At 63.8% G+C, this 21,129-nt stretch carries 14 protein-coding genes; 9 read left to right on the forward strand and 5 right to left on the reverse strand.

Annotation, left to right across the window (positions count from 1 at the left end; genetic code table 11):
• Window positions 1–222 precede the first annotated feature (222 nt).
• Complete coding sequence (gene creD, locus ACYU03_RS02135) at window positions 223–1,551, forward strand: cell envelope integrity protein CreD (RefSeq protein ID WP_461887900.1); 1,329 nt, start codon at window positions 223–225, stop codon at window positions 1,549–1,551.
• Window positions 1,552–1,772: 221 nt separating this feature from the next.
• On the opposite strand, the gene ACYU03_RS02140 is transcribed toward creD, so the two are convergent.
• From ACYU03_RS02140 to aceE, 5 genes are all read right to left on the reverse strand, one after another.
• Entirely contained in the window at window positions 1,773–2,396 is a 624-nt protein-coding gene (locus ACYU03_RS02140) for a glutathione S-transferase (protein WP_461887901.1), read from the reverse strand.
• Window positions 2,397–2,405: 9 nt separating this feature from the next.
• The gene (msrA, locus tag ACYU03_RS02145; RefSeq protein ID WP_461887902.1) at window positions 2,406–3,071 is read right to left on the reverse strand and encodes a peptide-methionine (S)-S-oxide reductase MsrA; all 666 of its coding nucleotides are present in this window, start codon (window positions 3,069–3,071) and stop codon (window positions 2,406–2,408) included.
• A 195-nt stretch (window positions 3,072–3,266) separates the two neighbouring features.
• Entirely contained in the window at window positions 3,267–5,960 is a 2,694-nt protein-coding gene (locus ACYU03_RS02150) for a putative bifunctional diguanylate cyclase/phosphodiesterase (protein ID WP_461887903.1), read from the reverse strand.
• A 303-nt stretch (window positions 5,961–6,263) separates the two neighbouring features.
• On the reverse strand, window positions 6,264–7,898 hold the full coding sequence (gene aceF / locus ACYU03_RS02155; protein ID WP_461887904.1) for a dihydrolipoyllysine-residue acetyltransferase: 1,635 nt from the start codon (window positions 7,896–7,898) through the stop codon (window positions 6,264–6,266).
• Between the two features lie 13 nt (window positions 7,899–7,911).
• Window positions 7,912–10,557 carry a pyruvate dehydrogenase (acetyl-transferring), homodimeric type gene (aceE, locus tag ACYU03_RS02160; protein WP_461887905.1) on the reverse strand — a complete coding sequence of 882 codons (2,646 nt, stop codon included), beginning with the start codon at window positions 10,555–10,557 and terminating at the stop codon, window positions 7,912–7,914.
• A 384-nt stretch (window positions 10,558–10,941) separates the two neighbouring features.
• On the opposite strand from aceE, the gene glnE reads away from it, so the two are divergent.
• The 8 genes from glnE to ACYU03_RS02200 all read left to right on the forward strand — a co-directional run bounded on the left by glnE (window position 10,942) and on the right by ACYU03_RS02200 (window position 21,081).
• Complete coding sequence (gene glnE / locus ACYU03_RS02165) at window positions 10,942–13,878, forward strand: bifunctional [glutamate--ammonia ligase]-adenylyl-L-tyrosine phosphorylase/[glutamate--ammonia-ligase] adenylyltransferase (RefSeq protein ID WP_461887906.1); 2,937 nt, start codon at window positions 10,942–10,944, stop codon at window positions 13,876–13,878.
• Window positions 13,879–14,120: 242 nt separating this feature from the next.
• Complete coding sequence (gene waaF / locus ACYU03_RS02170; RefSeq protein ID WP_461887907.1) at window positions 14,121–15,170, forward strand: lipopolysaccharide heptosyltransferase II; 1,050 nt, start codon at window positions 14,121–14,123, stop codon at window positions 15,168–15,170.
• Complete coding sequence (gene waaC, locus ACYU03_RS02175) at window positions 15,171–16,229, forward strand: lipopolysaccharide heptosyltransferase I (RefSeq protein WP_461887908.1); 1,059 nt, start codon at window positions 15,171–15,173, stop codon at window positions 16,227–16,229.
• On the forward strand, window positions 16,229–17,353 hold the full coding sequence (locus ACYU03_RS02180) for a glycosyltransferase family 4 protein (protein WP_461887909.1): 1,125 nt from the start codon (window positions 16,229–16,231) through the stop codon (window positions 17,351–17,353). The genes waaC and ACYU03_RS02180 overlap by 1 nt, the downstream gene beginning before the upstream one ends.
• Entirely contained in the window at window positions 17,350–18,156 is an 807-nt protein-coding gene (gene rfaP / locus ACYU03_RS02185) for a lipopolysaccharide core heptose(I) kinase RfaP (RefSeq protein WP_461887910.1), read from the forward strand. Before ACYU03_RS02180 ends, rfaP begins: the two co-directional genes overlap by 4 nt.
• The gene (locus ACYU03_RS02190) at window positions 18,156–18,890 is read left to right on the forward strand and encodes a lipopolysaccharide kinase InaA family protein (protein ID WP_461887911.1); all 735 of its coding nucleotides are present in this window, start codon (window positions 18,156–18,158) and stop codon (window positions 18,888–18,890) included. The genes rfaP and ACYU03_RS02190 overlap by 1 nt, the downstream gene beginning before the upstream one ends.
• The gene (locus ACYU03_RS02195; RefSeq protein ID WP_461887912.1) at window positions 18,887–19,639 is read left to right on the forward strand and encodes a lipopolysaccharide kinase InaA family protein; all 753 of its coding nucleotides are present in this window, start codon (window positions 18,887–18,889) and stop codon (window positions 19,637–19,639) included. Before ACYU03_RS02190 ends, ACYU03_RS02195 begins: the two co-directional genes overlap by 4 nt.
• On the forward strand, window positions 19,639–21,081 hold the full coding sequence (locus ACYU03_RS02200) for a lipopolysaccharide kinase InaA family protein (protein WP_461887913.1): 1,443 nt from the start codon (window positions 19,639–19,641) through the stop codon (window positions 21,079–21,081). The genes ACYU03_RS02195 and ACYU03_RS02200 overlap by 1 nt, the downstream gene beginning before the upstream one ends.
• Window positions 21,082–21,129 lie beyond the last annotated feature (48 nt).

A 21,129-nucleotide genomic window follows, 5' to 3' on the forward strand; every position in this document is an offset into this window, starting at 1 on the left:
GCAGTCCACCCAGTGGGAGCCTGCGATTGGGCCGGTACTGGCAATACATCACTTGCTCTGAAGCATAGCGTCTCCCAGGATCCTGAGCAGCCCTTGATTCTTGCGGTGGAAGCAGTTTTGCTCATGGGGCCACACAATCCCCACAGACTCTCCACATTCCCTCCCTGAAGGCTCCACGGGCACGGCACAGACTGCGCCCATCGCAAACGGAGCCCAAGCCCCATGAACAAGACCCTGAGTTTCAAGCTCGGCATGATTGCTGCGCTGATGTTGCTGTTGTTGATACCGCTGCTGATGATCGGCGGCTTGATCGATGAGCGGCAGGCGCTGCGTGACAGCGTGCTGCGCGATATCGCCGAAAGCTCCAGCTTCGACCAGCAGATCAGCGGCCCCTTGCTGGTTGTGCCCTACCGCAAGTACGAGCGGCGTTGGATCGACAAGGATGGCCAGACCGTGCAGGAAACCAAGGCGGTCAGTGGCCAGTTGTACTTTTTGCCGGAAACCTTCGAGGTGAAGGCCGACATCGACACCGAGCTGCGCGCCCGGGGTATCTACCAGGCGCGTCTGTTCCACTCCAAGAGCCGGGTCGCTGGCCGCTTCAAAGTGCCGGAGCGCTGGGGTATCGAGAAAGACTACGAGGACTATCGTTTCGACAAGCCGTTCCTGGTGGTCGGCATCAGCGACATCCGTGGCATCGAGAACGGTATGGAGCTGACCCTCGACGACCAGCGCCTGCCGTTCGAAGCCGGCACCGGACTGGATTGGATGCGCGGTGGCGTGCATGTCGCCTTGCCCGCTGTGGACGACTCCGCGCCCGGCGAATTCAGCTACGCGTTCGACCTTGCCTTGCAGGGCACCGGCCAGTTGCATGTGTTGCCAGTCGGTCGGACCAGCCGTGTGGACATGCAAGCGAACTGGCCGCATCCCAGCTTTGTCGGCAGCTACCTGCCGAGCCGACGGGATATCGACGATCAGGGCTTCACGGCCCATTGGCAGACTTCGTTCTTCGCCACCAACCTCGAGGATGCCTTGCGCCAGTGCGCGACGAGTGGGCAGTGCGCGGACTTCAGCGGGCGCGCCTTCGGCGTCAGCTTCGTCGACCCGGTGGACCAGTATCTAAAGAGCGAGCGGGCGATCAAGTACGCCTTGTTGTTCATTGCCCTGACCTTTGCCGGCTTCTTCCTCTTCGAGGTGCTGAAGAACCTCAGCGTGCACCCGGTGCAATACATCCTCGTGGGTGTGGCCCTGGCATTCTTCTACCTGCTGTTGCTGTCATTGTCGGAGCATTTGGGTTTTGCCCTGGCGTATGGCTTGTCAGCCTCGGGCTGCGTGCTGCTGATCGGTTTCTACCTGAGCCATGTGTTACGCAGCCTATGGCGTGGAACCGGCTTCGCGGCGGGCTTGGCGATGCTGTACGCCATGCTCTACGGGCTGCTCAGTGCCGAGGACTATGCGCTGCTGATGGGGTCGCTGCTGTGTTTTGGACTGCTTGGGGTGTTCATGGTGCTGACCCGGCGGCTGGACTGGGCGCGGGTGGGGAGGTCGGCATGAGGGCGGACCGGGAAGTGGGGCGGTGGTTGGCGTGGCGGATTGGATTATTGTTCGTTCAAGGCGATTCCGGTCGCACTATAAAGGTAGGAGCCAGGGCCAGCTGGCGATGGGCCGCGAAGCGGACCTGCCTTGGCAAGGCGGTGCCTTGCATCGTCAATTGACGCTGGCTCCTACCGGTATAGCGTCGATCACCTGATCGAAGTACGCACTGGCATGATTTGTCAGGCGACTGGAGCAGTAGCCACCAGCGACGGTCGTTTGGCCACCTCTGCATACCACGCCGCAAGTCCCGGTTGCTGTTCACGCCAGCCGAACTCCGGCTGGCGTAGGTCCAGGTAGCCCAAGGCACAGGCGACGCCAATCGCGGCTACGTCGAACACCGAGGCCAGTTCGGCCAGGTGCTCCTGTTCCAGGTTGGCCAGGGACCGGCGGATCTTGCCGTTCTGCGCTTCGACCCAGCCATCCCAGCGCTTTTCCTCGGGGCGCAGGAAGCTCTCGTAGCGCGCCGACACCGCCGCATCCATGATCGCATCGGCCTGGGAGGCCAGGGTCAGCCGCCGCCAGCGCGCCGAGCCTTCACGGGGGATCAGCGGGTTGCCGACATGCTGCAAGTCGAGGTACTCGCAGATCACCCGGCTGTCATGCAGCACGGTACCGTCGTCCAGACGCAGGGTCGGGAGCTTGCCGATGGGGTTGTTCTGGTTGAGCTGGTCATCGCCTGCGACCGGGCTGATGTTGACGGTCTGTAGCGCGACGCGGTCCTGCTGCCCGGTTTCGTGCAGCAGCACCAGGACCTTGCGTACGAATGGCGACAACGGCGAATGGAACAGGGTCATGCTGGCCATGGCGCGTCCTCAGTTGCCCTGCAGGCTCGGTGGCAGGCAAACACCGGTGCCGCCGATGCCGCAGTAACCATCAGGATTCTTGGCCAGATACTGCTGGTGGTAGGCCTCGGCGAAGTAGACGGTCGGCGCTTGGTCGATTTCGGTGGTGATCTCGCCGAAACCAGCTTTGGTCAGTTCGGCCTGGTAGGCGACCTTGCTGGCCTGGGCCTGTTCTAGCTGTTCAGGGCTGGTGCAGTAGATCACCGAGCGGTATTGGGTGCCGATGTCGTTGCCCTGGCGCATGCCCTGGGTCGGGTTGTGCAGTTCCCAGAACATTGCCAGCAGTTCGCGGTAGCTGACCTTGTCCTTGTCGAACACCACCAGGACCACTTCGGTATGGCCGGTCAGGCCCGAGCAGACCTCTTCGTAGGTGGGGTTGGGGGTGAAGCCGCCGGCATAGCCGACCACGGTGCTGACCACACCCTCGCGCTGCCAGAAGCGGCGCTCGGCGCCCCAGAAGCAGCCGAGGCCGAAGATGGCGAAGTCGACATTCTGGAAGAAGGGGCCAAGCAGTGGCGTGTCTTCGAACACGAAGTGCTTTTCGGGCAGGCTCATCGGCGTCTCGCGCCCAGGCAAGGCCTGCTCCGCAGTGGGCATGACGTTTTTGTTCACCAGGATTTCCGAACGCAGGACCATGGCCGTTCCTCTGTTATCAGGTTGTATGGGGTAGACCCGTTGGGTCTGTTTCCGATTCGTTCTCTGCGGAGACTGTTCCGGCCTTATCGCGGGCAATCCCGCTCCTACAAAGATGGTGCTGAACCTGTAGGAGCGGGCTTGCCCGCGATAGGGCCCAAGAAGGATTACCTATAGTGCCCGAGTGTGGCGCCGCTGTCAGGCTCTAGGCCCACGCGGATAGCGCTTGAGCCTGGCGACCAGTTCGCGGCCGGGGATTGGCCGGTCGAACAGGTAGCCCTGGCCGACATCACAACGGTGGCGACGGAGGAAGGCCAGTTGCTCGGCGGTCTCGATGCCTTCGGCGACCACCTTGAGCTTGAGGTTGTGGGCCATGGCCACCACCGCCGAAGTGATTTCCATGTCGTCCTGGTTGTCAGGGATTTCGTTGATGAAGCTGCGGTCGATCTTGATGATGTCGATCGGGAATTTCTTCAGGTAACTGAGCGAGGAATAACCCGTGCCGAAGTCGTCCATGGCCAGGGTCAGGCCCAGTTGCTTGAGTTGGTCGAGCTGGCGGTGGGTGTCTTCGCTGGCTTCCAGCAGCAGGCCTTCGGTCAGTTCCAGTTCCAGCAGATGCGGCGGCAGGGCTTCTTCCTTGATGATGCTGGCGATCGAGGCTACCAGGTCCGGGTCGGAGAACTGCTTGGGCGACAGGTTGATGGCCACGTGCAGGTTACCGATGCCGGCCTCGCGCAGTTCCTGGCTCATGCGGCAGGCCTGGCGCACCACCCATTTGCCGATAGGGATGATCAGGCCGGTTTCTTCCGCCACGCTGATGAACTGGTCGGGGCGGATCATGCCGCGCTCTGGGTGGTTCCAGCGCAGCAGCGCCTCCAGGCCAAGCAGGCGGCCACTGCGCAGGCACAGCTTGGGCTGGTAGAACACCTCCAGCTCGTTCTGGGTCAGGGCGCGGCGCAGGTTGTTCTCGACGAACAGCTTGTAGCTGGCCTCGGCGTTGAGCACTTCGGTGAACACCTGGACTTGGTTCTTGCCGTTGGCCTTGGCCTTGTGCAGGGCCAGGCCTGCGTTCTTCATCAGGGTCTGCGGGTCGCGCCCATGCACGGGCGCGCAGGCCAGGCCGACCGAGGCGGTGACGTTGATCAACTGGTTGTCGACGAACATCGGTTTTTCGAGGGTTCGCAGCAGCTGCTGGGCGATCTGCAGGCCGTCTTCCAGGCAGGTGTCTTCGAGCAGTACGGCGAACTCGTTGCTGGCGAAGCGCGCCAGGCTGCCGCCGGCGCTAAGGCTGTTGCGCAGGCGTCGGGACAGGCTGATCAGCAGCTTGTCGCCGGTCTGGTGGCCAAGGCTGTCGTTGATCCGCTTGAAGTTGTCGATGTCCACCAACAGCAGGCAGATCGGGCTGTCGGTGTTGCTGGCGAAGCGTGCGTCGAGGTTGCGGATGAAGGCCGGGCGGTTGCCCAGGTTCGTCAGGTTGTCGGTATAGGCCAGGCGCTCGATGCGCTGCTGGGCCAGCTTGCTCTGGGTGATGTCTTCGTAGATGCCGATGTAGTGGGTCAGTTCGCGGTTGTCGCCGTAGACCTTGGATATCGACAGCTGGCCCCAGTAAGGCTCGAGGTTCTTGCGTCGGCTCTTGAACTCGCCCTGCCAACTGTTGGCCATGGCCAGGCTGGAAGGAGAGTCGAACAGCAGCTCGCTGAGGTTCTCCAGGGCCGGCAGTTCCGCGAGGTGACGGCCCTGGACTTCATCGGTGCTGTACTGGGTGATCGCGGTGAAGCTTGGGTTGACGTACTCCACCACGCCGTCGCGGTTGACCAGCAGGAAGGCATTGGCGCTCTGCTCCACGGCCCGCTGGAATAGGTGCAAGGCGCTGGTAGCGGTGCGTCGGTTATGGTTGTTGATGACCTGGGCGAACTGGTCGGCCAGTTCGCCGGCAAAGGCAATCTCGTCGGATTGCCAAACCCGTGGCATGCCGGTCTGCTCCAGGCAAAGCACGCCGACCACTTGGCCATCGACACGGATGCTGGCATCGAGCATGGCGTTGTTGGCGGTGCTGTACAGGCTTTCGGCGATATCCCGGGTGCGCGGGTCATGGCTGGCATTGTCGGCATCGATGGCACGGCTGGTGTGTAGGGCATCCAGGTAGTCGGGGAAGCGGCTGGCGTCGATCGGTTCGGGCAGCCGGTGCTCCTGAGTATTGCGATGATAGGCCGAGATCGGCTCCAGGCGCTGGTCGTGCAGGTACCAGATGCTGGCGCAGTCGAGCCGGTAGATTTCGCAGGCGCTGCGGGTGATCAGCTCGGCGGCTTCCAGCAGCGAGTTGTTGGCGCTGTAGCGTTGGCGCGCCAAGCGCAGGATCAGGTCTTGCTGGGCGCGTACCCGCTCCAGGTGTTCGAGCTGTTCCTGCTGGGCGCGCTGGTTCAACTGCAGGGCGATCTGCAAGCGGTTGTTGCGGGTCTCCAGATCACTGGCCGTCAGGTCGGAGTCGTCGCCCTGCAGGTCGTCGAGCACGGTCAGGTAGCCGCGCAGCAACTGCCGGTTGTGCTGCTTGTAAGTTTCGCCGATCTCCAGCAGCCGGAGCGACTCGTGGTTGGCATGCAGGGTGTAGCGCACCCGGTAATGCGAACGCTGGGCCAGTTGCAGTTGGATGTCGTCGTGCAGTTTGTAGCGAGCCTCGGGCTCCATCAGGCTGGCATAGGGTGAGCCGATCAATGCGCAGAGATCGGCGGCAGGCACGCCGAACTGGCGCTCACAGGCCGGGTCGAGATAGAGCAGGGTCCAGTTGGCCTCGTTCAGCCGTTCGAAACGCAGCATGCCGAGCCGCGAGGGCACGGGCAATTGCGTCACGACCTCGGCCACCATACGGCTGGCGGCATCGGGTTGGCTCTTCATCGACGACTCGCTTGAATAGGCTGGCGCGGGCCTTGGCGGCGGCGCATTTAGCAAGGTTGCATCATGTCCTGGAGGCTGGCAAGCAGCCATGGGGACGGCTGTGAACAGGTTGTCGGCCGAAGGGGGGGAATCTGAAGATTGGCAGGGGGCCTGTCGGCGCTGGCGAAGCCTGCGATCGGCCTGTGGGCTCTTTGCTCCAGGCAAAAAAAGCCCCGCCAAATGACGGGGTTGAGGTACGAGCGTGGCAGCTCGAAAAGGGTGCCTGCCTCCCCCCAAAAAAGAAGGGAGAGGCAGGGTGCAGCGTTACAGCAACAGCGTGCGGATATCCGCCAGCAGGTCGCCCAGGCGCTTGGTGAAGCGCGCAGCGGCGGCGCCGTTGATCACGCGGTGATCGTAGGACAGCGACAGCGGCAGCATCAGCTTCGGCTGGAAGGCCTTGCCGTCCCAGACCGGTTGCATGGTGGCCTTGGACACACCGAGGATCGCCACCTCAGGCGCGTTGACGATCGGCGTGAAGCCGGTGCCGCCAATGTGGCCGAGGCTGGAGATGGTGAAGCAGGCGCCCTGCATGTCGTCGGCCGCCAGCTTCTTGGTGCGCGCCTTCTCGGCCAGGGCCGCGGCTTCGCCAGCCAGTTGCAGCAGGCTCTTCTGGTCGACGTTCTTGATCACAGGGACCAGCAGGCCATCCGGCGTGTCCACGGCGAAACCGATGTGCACGTACTTCTTGCGGATGATGGCCTTGCCGCTTGGGGCCAGCGAGCTGTTGAAGTCCGGCAGTTCCTTGAGCAGGTGGGCGCAGGCCTTGAGCAGCAGTGGCAGCACGGTCAGCTTGACGCCAGCTTTCTCGGCCACGGCTTTCTGCGCGACGCGGAAGGCTTCCAGCTCGGTGATGTCGGCGGAGTCGAACTGAGTGACGTGCGGCACGTTCAGCCAGCTGCGGTGCAGGTTGGCGGCACCGACCTGCATCAGGCGGGTCAGGGCGACTTCCTCGACTTCGCCGAACTTGCTGAAGTCCACGGCCGGGATCGGCGGGATGCCAGCACCACCGGTGGCACCAGCGGCCGGAGCCTGCTTGGCCTTTTCCATCATGGCTTTGACGTAGACCTGCACGTCTTCCTTGAGGATGCGGCCGTGCGGGCCAGTGGCCGCGACAGCGCCCAGGTCGACACCGAATTCACGGGCCAGCAGGCGTACGGCCGGGCCAGCATGGACCTTGGCGTTGCTGCCAGCCGCTGGTGCGGTGGCGGCTGGCGCAGGGGCCGGTGCAGCAGCTGGAGCTGCGGCAGGCGCAGCCTCGGCCTTGGCTGGAGCAGGCGCGGCGGCAGGTGCCGGAGCTGCAGCAGGGGCAGCGCCCGCGACCTTGAGCTTGAGGATCAGGTCACCGGTGCCGACTTCGTCATCCAGCTTGGCGATTACTTCCTCGACCACGCCGGCGGCGGGGGACGGGATTTCCATGGAAGCCTTGTCGGACTCCAGGGTGATCAGCGACTGGTCGGCTTCGACGGTGTCGCCAGCCTTGACCAGTACTTCGATGATCTTGGCCTTGCCTGACGAGCCGATATCCGGCACGTGGATGTCCTGGACGCTGGCGGCAGCGGGTTCCGCGGCGGGTGCCGGAGCGGCCTCGGCAGCCGCAGGTGCGGCAGCAGGCTTCTCTTCGGCAGCCGGGGCTGCGGCGGCCGGAGCCTCAGGCGCCGCAGCGGCGCCCTCGACTTCCAGTTCCATCAGTTCGTCGCCTTCCTTCAGGGTATCGCCCAGCTTGACCTTCAGCGATTTGATCACGCCAGCCTTGGGTGCCGGGATCTCCATGGAGGCTTTGTCGGACTCCAGGGTCAGCAGGCTTTGGTCGGCTTCGATGCGATCACCGACCTTGACGAACAGCTCGATGACTTCACCTTCACCGCTGCCGATGTCAGGTACGCGAATGAGTTCGCTCACTTAAAAATACTCCTCAGCAGTCCAGTGGGTTGCGCTTGTCCGGGTCGATGCCGAACTTGGTGATGGCATCGGCCACGACCTTCGGTTCGATCTCGCCACGGTCGGCCAAGGCTTCCAAGGCAGCCAGTACCACGAAGTGACGATCGACTTCGAAGAAGTGACGCAGCTTCTTGCGGCTGTCGCTGCGACCGAAACCATCGGTACCCAGGACTTTGAACTCTTTGCTCGGGACCCACTGGCGAATCTGTTCGGCGAACAGCTTCATGTAGTCGGTGGAGGCGATGACCGGGCCCTTGCGGCCGCCCAGGCACTGCTCGACGTAGGTCTGCTGTGGCTTCTGGCCAGGCTTGAGGCGGTTGGCGCGTTCTACGGCCAGGCCGTCGCGACGCAGTTCGTTGAAGCTGGTGACGCTCCAGACGTCGGCACCGACGTTGAACTCTTCACGCAGGATCTTCGCCGCTTCGCGGACTTCGCGCAGGATGGTGCCGGAGCCCATCAGCTGGACGTGGTGCGCCGCTTCGCGGGTGTCTTCCTCGAGCAGGTACATGCCCTTGATGATGCCTTCCTCGACACCGGCCGGCATGGCTGGCTGGGTGTAGGCTTCGTTCATCACGGTGATGTAGTAGAAGACGTCCTGTTGCTCTTCGGTCATCTTCTTCATGCCGTCCTGGATGATCACCGCCAGCTCGTAGCCATAGGTCGGATCATAGGTGCGGCAGTTCGGGATGGTGCCGGCCAGCATGTGGCTGTGACCATCTTCGTGCTGCAGGCCTTCACCGTTGAGGGTGGTGCGGCCGGCGGTGCCGCCGATCAGGAAGCCACGGGTGCGGCTGTCGCCAGCGGCCCATGCCAGGTCGCCAATACGCTGGAAGCCGAACATCGAGTAGAAGATGTAGAACGGCAGCATCGGCTGGTTGTGGTTGCTGTACGAAGTACCGGCAGCGATGAACGACGACATGGCACCGGCTTCGTTGATGCCTTCCTCGAGGATCTGGCCTTTCTTGTCCTCGCGGTAGAACATCACCTGGTCCTTGTCGACCGGCTCGTACAGCTGGCCGACGGAGGAGTAGATGCCCAGCTGGCGGAACATGCCTTCCATACCGAAGGTACGGGCTTCGTCCGGGATGATCGGCACGATGCGCTGGCCGATTTCCTTGTCCTTGACCAGTTGCGCCAGGATGCGCACGAAGGCCATGGTGGTGGAGATTTCACGGTCGCCCGAGCCATCCAGGATCGCCTTGAGGGTTTCCAGTGGCGGGGTCGGTATGCTGAAGCTCTTCGCACGGCGCTGAGGCACGAAACCACCCAGGGCGGCACGGCGCTCGGCCAGGTAACGGGCTTCGGCGCTGCCTTCTTCTGGACGGAAGAACGGCAGGTTTTCCAGCTCGTCATCCTTGACCGGGATGTCGAAGCGGTCGCGGAACTGACGCAGGCTGTCGACATCGACCTTCTTGGTGTTGTGCGCGGTGTTCTTGGCTTCGCCGGCACCGGTACCGTAACCCTTGATGGTCTTGGCCAAGATGACGGTCGGCTGTTCCTTGTGGTTGACCGCCTGGTGGTAGGCCGCATAAACCTTGTACGGGTCGTGGCCGCCACGGTTGAGCTTCCAGATTTCCTCGTCGGACAGGTCTTCGACCATGGCCTTGAGTTCTGGGGTGTTGAAGAAGTGCTCACGGACGAACGCGCCGTCCTTGGCCTTGTAGTTCTGGTATTCGCCGTCGATGACTTCGTCCATGCGGCGCTGCAGGGCGCCGTTGGTGTCCTTGGCGAACAGTGGGTCCCAGAAGCGGCCCCAGACAACCTTGTTGACGTTCCAGCCACCACCACGGAACACGCCTTCGAGTTCCTGGATGATCTTGGCGTTGCCGCGAACCGGGCCGTCGAGGCGTTGCAGGTTGCAGTTGATGACGAAGATCAGGTTGTCCAGCTTTTCACGGCCAGCCAGGGCGATGGCGCCCAGGGATTCCGGCTCGTCGCACTCGCCGTCACCCATGAAGCACCAGACCTTCTGCTTGCCGGCCGGGATGTAGCCACGGGCTTCCAGGTACTTCATGAAGCGCGCCTGGTAGATCGCCTGGATCGGGCCCAGACCCATGGAAACGGTCGGGAACTGCCAGAAGTCAGGCATCAGCCATGGGTGTGGGTACGACGACAGGCCGTTGCCGTCCACTTCCTGGCGGAAGTTGTTCATCTGGTCTTCGCTGATGCGGCCTTCGAGGAAGGCGCGGGCGTAGATGCCTGGAGAGGCGTGGCCCTGGAAGAAGATCAGGTCGCCGCCATGTTCTTCGGTCGGTGCCTGGAAGAAGTAGTTGAAGCCGATGTCGTACAGGGTGGCACTGGAGGCGAAGCTAGAGATATGGCCGCCCAGGTCCGAGTCTTTCAGGTTGGTGCGCATGACCATGGCCAGTGCGTTCCAACGCACCAACGAGCGAATGCGGCGTTCCATGAACAGGTCGCCAGGCATGCGTGCTTCGTGGGTGACAGGGATGGTGTTGCGGTATGGCGTGGTGATCGCATACGGCAGCTGAGAGCCACTACGGGTGGCCAGCTCGCCCATGCGGGTCATCAGGTAGTGAGCGCGGTCTTCGCCTTCTTTGTCGATGACCGACTCCAAGGCGTCCAGCCATTCCTGGGTTTCGACGGGATCGAGGTCTTGCATGGCTTGCTCCAGGGCGGAAAGGCTTCCAGAATCGGTTGCCTGAGTTTGCGACTGGCCTTTTGGGCAGACGTCATGAAATTCTTGGATTACCGGAGTGTGGTCCGGCGCCGTGTAGTTTTACTACAAATGATTTGGCATTTCATGCTTTTGCGCTGTCGGGATAGTAGTAAAACTACAGAAAAGCGACTTTTGGCCGCTGTCCGGGTTGTGGAGAAAAACGATACCGGTAGTTAAAAATAGTTTGTGCCTGGGTGGTTCTTGATGTTTTTTGCCAGTGAATCGCATTTTTCAGCTATTTATAACTTTTGTATGACAGTCCAACCGTGGTCTGGCTCCCCCTTGACCGCATTTGCCCCTCCCTCACTCGCCGATCAAGGATAGTCCATGCGCCTGCCTTTGCCGCTCGATCTGCCTGCCACCCTTCAACCGCTGGTCGCCCGCAACGAGCAATCCTTGCGCGAGGCGTTGGCCGCCCATCCCGATCTGGCTCTCGAGCGTTGGAACGTCGAGCACCGGCAACAGTTCGACCGGGTTGCCGCTGCCAGTGAATTCGTCCTGGACCAGGCTGTCCGTGAGCCGGCGATGTTGTCCGAGCTGGTCGCCAGCGGCGAGCTGGAGCGTGCCTTCGCCCCCGGTCAATTGTGCGCCCGGGTAGCAGCCGCGGCCCAGGCGGCGCAGAGTGAGGACGAGCTGGCGCGCAACCTGCGCCGCGAACGCAACCGCCAGCAACTGCGCATCATCTGGCGCGACCTGACCCGCCAGGCCGACCTCGGCGAGACCTGTCGCGATTTGTCCGACCTGGCCGACGCTTCCATCGACCAGGCTTATCAATGGCTGTACCCGCGCCACTGCCAGCAGTTCGGCACCCCGATCGGCCACCGCAGCGGCCAGCCGCAGCATATGGTGGTGTTGGGCATGGGCAAGTTGGGCGCGGTGGAGCTGAACCTGTCGTCGGACATCGACCTTATCTTCGCCTTCCCCGAGGGTGGCGAGACCGAAGGGGTCAAGCGTTCGCTGGACAACCAGGAGTTCTTCACCCGTCTGGGTCAGCGCCTGATCAAGGCCCTCGACCCGGTGACCGTCGATGGTTTCGTGTTCCGCGTCGACATGCGTCTGCGGCCCTATGGATCGGCCGGCGCGTTGGTGCTCAGCTTCAATGCCCTGGAGCAGTACTACCAGGACCAGGGCCGCGACTGGGAGCGCTACGCCATGATCAAGGCGCGGGTGGTGGCTGGCGACCAGGCGGCTGGTGCCCAGTTGCAGGAAATGCTGCGGCCCTTCGTCTACCGCCGTTACCTGGACTTCTCGGCGATCGAGGCGCTGCGCACCATGAAGCAACTGATCCAGCAGGAAGTGCGGCGCAAGGGCATGGCGGAGAATATCAAGCTGGGAGCGGGCGGGATCCGCGAGGTGGAGTTCATCGCCCAGGCCTTCCAGTTGATCCATGGTGGGCGTGACCTGAGCCTGCAGCAACGGCCGCTGCTCAAGGTCCTGGCAACTCTGGAGGGGCAAGGCTACCTGCCGCCGGCGGTGGTCGCGGAGCTGCGCGAAGGCTACGAATTCCTGCGTTACACCGAACATGCGATCCAGGCCATCGCCGACCGCCAGACTCAGATGCTGCCCGATGACCAACTGGACCGGGCGCGCATTGCTTATATGTTGGGCTATGCCGATTGGGCGAGCTTCCACGATCAACTGATGCACTGGCGCGGGCGTATCGACTGGCACTTCCGCCAGGTCATTGCCGACCCTGACGAGGAAGAGAGCGAAGACGGCGGGCTGGTGGTCGGCGGCGAGTGGTCGCCGCTGTGGGAGCAGGCCCAGGATGAAGAAGCGGCCTGCCGCCAGTTGCAGGAAGCCGGCTTCGCCGATGCCGCCAAGGCCTTGCGGCATCTGGCCGGACTGCGTGTCAGCCCGCAGTTGCGCTCCATGCAGCGCATTGGCCGCGAGCGTTTGGATGCCTTCATCCCGCGCCTGCTGGCCCAGGCGGTCGAGCACGATGATCCGGACCTGGTGCTGGAGCGGGTGTTGCCACTGGTCGAGGCGGTGGCGCGGCGTTCGGCTTATCTGGTGTTGCTCACCGAGAACCCGGGAGCCTTGCGCCGTTTGCTGACCTTGTGCGCTGCCAGCCCGTGGATCGCTGAACAGATCACCCGCTTCCCGCTGCTGCTCGACGAACTGCTCAACGAAGGCCGCCTGTTCAGCCCGCCGCTGGCGCCGGAACTGGCTTCGGAGCTGCGCGAGCGGCTGACGCGGATCCCGGAGGATGATCTCGAGCAGCAGATGGAGGCCTTGCGTCATTTCAAACTGGCCCACAGCCTGCGCGTGGCCGCGTCGGAAATCACCGGCAACCTGCCGTTGATGAAGGTCAGCGATTACCTGACCTGGCTGGCCGAGGCCATCCTCGACCAGGTGCTGGCCCTGGCCTGGCGCCAGACCGTCGCCCGCCACGGTCAGCCCAGGCGCAGCGATGGCAGCCTGTGCGACCCGGGCTTCATCATTGTCGGCTATGGCAAGGTGGGCGGCATCGAGCTGGGCCATGGTTCGGACCTGGACCTGGTGTTCATCCATGATGGCGATCCCCAGGCGGAAACCGATGGTGCCAAGCCAATCGACAGCGCGCAGTTTTTCACCCGCCTGGGCCAGCGCATCATTCACTTGCTGACCACCCAGACCAACTCCGGCCAGCTCTACGACGTGGATATGCGCCTGCGTCCCTCGGGCGCGTCGGGCTTGCTGGTCAGTTCCGTGGGCGCCTTCGAGCGCTACCAGCAGAACGAGGCCTGGACCTGGGAGCACCAGGCCCTGGTGCGGGCGCGGGTGCTGGTCGGTTGCCCGCAGGTGGGGGCGGCCTTCGAAGAGGTGCGGGCGCGGGTGCTGGGGCAGCCCCGTGATCTGGCCAAGCTGCAGGCCGAGGTCAGCGAGATGCGCGCCAAAATGCGCGACAATCTCGGCACCAAGATCACGGCGGCAGGCACCGCGGCCAACGCTTTCGAGGCGGGTATGCCCTTCGATATCAAGCAAGATGCCGGTGGTATCGTCGATATCGAATTTATGGTGCAATACGCGGCTTTGGCCTGGTCCCACGGGCACCCAGCGCTGCTGCGCTGGACCGATAATATCCGCATCCTCGAAGAGCTTGAGCAGGCCGGCCTGATGCCCGCCAGCGACGCGGTGCTGCTGCGTGAGGTGTACAAAGCGTTCCGCTCGGCCTCGCACCGCCAGGCCCTGCAGAAGCAGGCAGGGGTCATCGATGCCGCCCAGTTCGCCGATGAGCGTCGCGAAGTACGCCGGATCTGGGCGCAGCTTGGCCTGACTTGACCGTTCAGGGCGGCGACAGGCCGCCAGTGGTACACTGCACGCCATATAGCCTGAATATAAAGAGGGGAGGCCAGGCTGTTCTCGCGGCACCGGCCTGCACGTCCCCTGTAGGAGCGGGCTTGCCCGCGAACGCGGCAGCAGGTTCAACGATGTGCCTGGTTGATCGCATTCGCGGGCAAGCCCGCTCCTACAGGGGGCTGCGTAAGCCAACTGCAGCCTCCCCGACCGTTTCTGGACAAAGCATGAGAATACTGATCATTGGGCCCAGTTGGGTCGGCGATATGGTGATGGCACAGACCCTGTTCCAGTGCCTGAAACAGCGTCACCCCGAGTGCGTGATCGATGTGCTGGCTCCCGAGTGGAGCCGGCCAATCCTCGAGCGCATGCCTGAAGTGCGCCAGGCCTTGAGCTTTCCGCTCGGCCACGGTGTGCTGGAGCTGGCTACCCGCCGGCGTATCGGCAAGTCCCTGGCTGGCCAGTATGACCAGGCGATCCTGCTACCTAACTCGCTCAAGTCGGCGCTGGTGCCGTTCTTCGCGGGGATCCCCAAGCGCACCGGCTGGCGTGGCGAGCTGCGCTTCGGTCTGCTCAATGATGTGCGCAAGCTGGACAAGGCGCGCTACCCGCTGATGATCGAGCGTTTCATGGCCCTGGCCTACCCCGTAGGCGAAGAGCTGCCGACTCCGTATCCACGGCCGAGCCTGCAGATCGAGGCGCAAAGCCGTGATGCCGCACTGGCCAAGTTCGGCTTGGCGTTGGACCGTCCGGTGCTGGCGCTGTGCCCAGGTGCCGAATTTGGCGAGGCCAAGCGCTGGCCCTCCGAGCATTACGCCAAGGTCGCCGAGGCGAAGATCCGCGAAGGCTGGCAGGTCTGGCTGTTCGGCTCGAAGAACGATCATCCGGTCGGCGAGGCGATCCGTGAGTGGTTGATCCCTGGTTTCCGTGAAGAAGCCAGCAACCTTAGCGGCGAGACCTCGCTGGCCGAGGCTATCGACCTGCTGTCCTGCGCTGATGCTGTGGTCTCCAACGACTCTGGCCTGATGCATGTGGCCGCTGCGTTGAACCGGCCGCTGGTGTCGGTCTATGGCTCGACTTCACCCGGCTTCACTCCGCCGCTGGCCGACCAGGTGGAGGTCGTGCGCCTAGGCTTGGAGTGCAGCCCCTGCTTCGATCGCACCTGCCGCTTCGGCCACTACAATTGCCTGCGCATGCTCGAACCTGATGTGGTGATCGCCGCCCTGGGGCGGCTCAACGGTCCGAGCCTGATCGATGTCATGGCCGAGGTCGACTAAGTGCGGGTACTGATCATCAAGACGTCCTCCCTGGGCGATGTGATTCACACCCTGCCGGCACTCACCGATGCGGCCCACGCGATTCCGGGTATTCGCTTCGACTGGGTGGTAGAAGAGGGTTTTGCCGAGATCCCAAGCTGGCACCCGGCTGTCGATCAGGTCATCCCGGTGGCCATCCGCCGCTGGCGCAAGAACCTCTGGCAGACCTTCAAGAGCGGCGAATGGCGTCAGTTCAAGCAACGCGTGCGCGAGCGCCGGTATGACCTGGTGATCGACGCCCAGGGCCTGGTCAAGTCGGCCTGGCTGACCCGCTACGTCAAGGCGCCGGTGGCTGGGCTGGACCGTTATTCAGCCCGTGAGGGGTGGTCCAGCCGTTTCTATGACCGGCGCCTGTCGGTCGCTGTCGGCCAGCACGCGGTGGAGCGGGTGCGCCAACTGTTCGCGCTGGCCCTGGGTTATGACCTGCCGGCCGGCCTGGGTAACTACGGCTTGGACTTGAGTCGTTTGCAACTGCCGCCTGCGGCGCCTTACGTGGTGTTCCTGCATGGCACCACCTGGGCCACCAAGCACTGGCCCGAAGCCTATTGGCGCGAGCTGGCCGAGCGCATGGGACGCAAGGGCCTGGACGTGCGTCTGCCGTGGGGCAACCCGGCGGAGAAGGCGCGTGCCGAGCGCATTGCCCAAGGCTTGAAGAACTGCCAAGTGCTCCCCAAGTTGAACCTTGCTGGCGTCGCCCGCGTGCTGGCGGCAGCCAAGGCCTGCGTGGCCGTGGACACCGGCCTGGGCCACTTGGCGGCGGCGCTGGATGTGCCGACCCTGTCGCTGTTCGGCCCGACCAACCCTGGGCTGACCGGCGCCTATGGCCGGTCTCAGGTGCACCAGGCTAGCGACTTCTCCTGTGCACCCTGCCTGCAGAAAAAGTGCACCTACAAGCCGAGCGCCGAAGACCTGCGCCGGTTCGATCTCAAACGCGAGTGGCCGCTGTGCTTCACTCGCCTGAATCCCGAGCATGTGGCGAGCCGCTTGAGCGCGTTGCTGCTGGCTGAGGATGTCCGTTGATGCAACTGGCTTTCGTGCTGTACAAGTATTTCCCCTTTGGCGGCCTGCAACGCGATTTCATGCGCATTGCCCTGGAGTGCCAGAAGCGGGGCCACCAGATCCGCGTCTATACGCTGATCTGGGAGGGCGATGTTCCACCGGGCTTCGAGGTGCTGGTGGCGCCGGTCAAGGCGCTGTTCAACCACCGTCGTAACGAGAAGCTCAGCGCCTGGATGGCCGACGACTTGGCCAAGCGCCCGGTCGACCGCCTGATCGGCTTCAACAAGATGCCAGGCCTGGATGTCTACTACGCTGCCGACGGCTGTTTCGAAGACAAGGCGCAGACCCTGCGCAACGGCCTGTACCGGCGTTGGGGGCGCTACCGGCACTTTGCCGAGTACGAACGCTCGGTGTTCGCCAAGGACGCCCGCACCGAGATCCTGATGATCTCCGAGGTGCAGCAGCCGCTGTTCATCAAGCACTACGGCACCCCTCTGGAGCGTTTCCACCTGCTGCCGCCGGGCATCTCCCAGGACCGCCGGGCACCGGCCAATGCCGCCGAGATCCGCGCCGAGTTCCGCAAGGAGTTCGAGTTGGGTGAAGACGAGTTACTGCTGGTGCAGATCGGTTCCGGTTTCAAGACCAAGGGCGTCGACCGTAGCCTCAAGGCCCTGGCGGCGCTGCCGTCGGCCCTGCGCAAACGCACCCGGCTGATGGTCATCGGCCAGGACGATCCCAAGGTGTTCCAACTGCAGAGCGCCACCCTGGGGCTGGGCGAGCAGGTGCAGTTCCTCAAGGGGCGCAGCGATATCCCGCGCTTCCTGCTCGGCGCTGACCTGCTGATTCACCCGGCCTATAACGAGAACACTGGCACCGTGCTGCTCGAAGCCCTGGTCGCCGGCTTGCCAGTGTTGGTCTCGGCGGTCTGCGGCTATGCCCACTATATCGCCGAGGCCGACAGCGGCCTTGTGCTGGACGAGCCATTCGAGCAGGAGCAGCTCAACCGCTACCTGCAACGCATGCTCGAAGACGGCGAGGCCCGTGCCGCCTGGGCGCGCAATGGCCTGGCCTTTGCCGACACGGCGGATCTGTACAGCATGCCGCAGCATGCCGCCGACGTGATCTTGGCCGAGGAGCGCGCATGAAACTGATACTGGCCGAGCCTTTCAAGCGCCTGTGGGCCGGGCGCGATGCCTTCGATGCTGTGGAGGCCCTGGAGGGCCAGGTGTACCGCGAGCTGGAAGGGCGCCGCACCTTGCGCACCGAGGTCGAGGGCAAGGGCTATTTCGTCAAGATCCACCGTGGCATCGGCTGGGGCGAGATCTTCAAGAACCTGTTCAGCGCCAAGCTGCCGGTGCTCGGTGCCGGCCAGGAGTGGCAGGCCATCGAGCGTCTGCACCAGGCCGGCGTGCCGACCATGACCGCCGTGGCTTATGGCGAGCGGGGCGGCAATCCGGCGACCCAGCATTCCTTCATCGTTACCGAGGAACTGGCGCCGACCATCAGTCTGGAAGACCTCAGCCTCGACTGGGTCCGCCAGCCGCCCGAACCGCGCCTCAAGCGTGCGCTGATCGCCGAAGTGGCGAAGATGATTGGGACCATGCACCGTGCGGGGGTCAACCACCGCGACTGTTACATCTGCCACTTCCTGCTGCATACCGACCGGCCGGTGACGGCCGATGATTTGAAACTGTCGGTGATCGACCTGCACCGTGCACAGACCCGGGCGACAATCTCCCGCCGCTGGCGTGACAAGGACCTGGCAGCGCTGTACTTCTCGGCCTTGGACATCGGCCTGACCCGCCGCGACAAGCTGCGCTTCCTGCGCGGCTACTTCCAGCGCCCGCTGCGCCAGGTGCTGGCCGAGGAAGCGGCTTTGTTGGCGCGGCTCGAACGCAAGGCTCAAAAGCTCTACGAGCGTAAACAACGGTATGGGGACGCGCTCTGATGGCGGGTTGGACACTGGCGCCAGGTTATGAAGCCCTGGCGGCGGATTTCGGCAGTATCGACGCAGTCTTCGCCCTACAGGGCGAACGCCTGACCCACGACCCGCTGAGCGAGGTCATCCGTGTGCAGCGCGACGGGGTCAACTATTACGTCAAGCGCTATACCGGCGCTGGCAAGGGCCTGCGCCGCTACCTGGGGCGGCCACGGATCAAGGCCGAGTGGCAGAACCTCAAGCAGTTCGCCAAGTGGGACATCCCTACCGCCGAGGTAGTGGCCTTCGGCCTGGAGCGCAGTGGCCTGGCCTTCGGCCGTGGCGCGATGATCACCCGCGAGCTGCCGCACACCGAGGACCTCTCGGCCTTGGCCGAGCGCAAGGACCCACGCCTGGCCGACCGGGCCTGGGTCGATCATGTCAGCCGACAACTGGCCCGGCATACGCGGATCATGCACGATCACCATTTCACCCATAACGACCTGAAGTGGCGCAACCTGCTGGTGGATGACCAGGCCACGCTGTTCTTCATCGATTGCCCGACGGGGGACTTCTGGCGGGGTTTCATGTTGCGCCACCGCGTCATCAAGGACCTGGCGTGCCTGGATAAGGTCGCCAAATACCACCTGTCGGCGACCCAGCGCCTGCGCTTCTACCTGCAGTATCGCGGGCACAAGCGGCTCAATGCGTCGGACAAGCGACGCGTGCGCCGGGTGGTAGGCTTTTTCGAGGGGCGGGAATGACTGATTACCTGGACAGCGCCGATGGAGCGTTGCTGCAACGTCATGGCCTGAACGACTTCGATGCACTGTGGGCGCTGCAGCTTGACGCCGTGGACGAGCCCAATACCGGGCGCGGCGGCTGGAGCAGCGTCTACCGCCTGGAGCTGGAAGGCAAGGGTTACTACCTCAAGCGGCAGAGCGACTACCTGACCCGCACCTTGCACCGGCCATTCGGCGAGCCGACCTTCGCCCGCGAATTCCGCAACATCAGCCGTTACCGGAAGCTGCGCATTCCGGCCTTGCAAGCAGTGTTCTACGGCGAGCGCAAGGTCGATGGTCAGCACCGCGCGATACTCATGACCCGCGCCCTGGACGACTGGAGCGATCTGGAGAGCCTGCTCGGGCAGTGGCCGCAGCTCGATGCGGACCAGCGCGAGGCTATCCTGCAGGCCTGTGGGCGACTGGCGCGGACCCTGCACGCGGCGGGTCAGTTGCACGGTTGCTTCTACCCCAAGCATATTTTCCTGCGCGCTCGCAGTGATGGCTGGCAGGCGCAACTGATCGATCTGGAGAAGACCCGGCCGTTGCTGTTCGGCATGCGCGACCGGCTCAAGGACCTGGAACCCCTGTTGCGGCGGGCGGGGGCCTGGAGCGAGGCGGATGTTCGCACGTTGCTGGCTGCCTATCTGGAGCAGCCAGCGGACAGTCCGCTTGTCGATACCTGGTTGCAGCGCCTGGTGCGCCGCCGCCGTGAAAAAGAGGCCCGCTGATGCGTTTGTCTGAACTCAAGGACGCCGGGCGCAGCCCGGCACTGCCATTGTCCGTGACCCTGGCCGACGCGGCCGGCAGCGCTGACCTGCAACTGCTCAGCCTGTTGCGCGTGCTGCCTGGCCAGCGCTATGTCGGCGCGGGCATCTGGCGCGGCAAGACGGTGCTGGCCAAGTTGCTGGTCGGTAACAGTGCGGCCCGGCATTTCCAGCGTGAATTGGATGGCGCGCGCCTGATGGCCGCACAGGGCCTGACTACGCCCCAACTGTTGGCCGATGGCCTGCGTGAGGGCGAGGGCGGCTGGCTGCTGTTCGAATTCCTCGAGGATGCCCAGAGCCTGGGTGATGCCTGGGCCGAGGTCGAAGGTTTGCCGCCGTTGGCCGACGAGCAGCAGTTGGTGCTCGGCGAGGCGTTGACGGCTGTGGCCCAGATGCATGCCAAGGGCTTGTGGCAGGAAGACCTGCACCTGGACAACCTGCTGCGTCACGCTGGCCGCCTGTATCTGATCGACGGCGCTGGCATCAAGGCTGAACAGCCTGGCCAGAACCTGTCGCGCCAGCGCGTGCTGGAAAACCTCGGCGTGTTCTTCGCCCAGTTGCCCAAGCGCCTGGAGCCTTTCATCGAGGAGTTGCTGGTGCATTATCTGCTGGCCAATGGCGAGCATGCCTTGCCGCTGGAGGCCCTGCAGAAGCAGGTGGACAAGGTCCGCACGTGGCGCTTGAAGGACTACCTGGAAAAGGCCGGGCGCGAATGTACCCTGTTCAGCGTCGAGCGGAGCCCATCGGGGTTGCGCGCCATTCGCCGCAAAGAGGTGGAGGCCATGTTGCCGGTGCTGGAGCAGGCAGACGCGCTGATCGACCAGGGCCACCTGTACAAGACCGGCGGGGCAGCCAGCGTGGCGCGTATCGAAGTTGGCGGGCGGCAGTTGGTGCTCAAACGCTACAACATCAAGAACACTGCCCACTGGTTCAAGCGCTTCTGGCGCCCGAGCCGGGCCTGGCATTCATGGATCGAAGGGCACCGCCTGGAGTTCCTCGGCATCGCCACGCCCAAGCCACTGGCGGTGCTGGAGCAGCGGGTCATGGGGCTGCGCAGCCGGGCCTATCTGGTGACCGAATACGCCAATGGCCCGGACCTGATCGAAAGCTTCGCGCCCTACATCGACAGCGGTGACGCGCCCGAGGAACAGTTGCAGGCCTTGCAGGCGTTGTTGCAGCAACTGATCCGCGAACGCATCAGCCACGGCGACATGAAGGGCCACAACCTGTTCTGGCAGGATGGCCAATGGTCGCTGATCGACCTCGATGCCATGTGTCAGCATGCCACCCAGCTCAGCTTCGCCCCGGCCTTTGCCCGTGACCGAGCGCGACTGCTGCGCAACTGGCCAAGCGGCAGCGCGCTGCACCACAAGCTGGATGAGTGTTTGCCCAGGCTGGCTGAGTAAGGCCTGATCGCCAGGTGGTCACAACGCCTGTCAGTTAACTGAGGGCGC

This window comes from Pseudomonas sp. X10 (assembly GCF_054889225.1).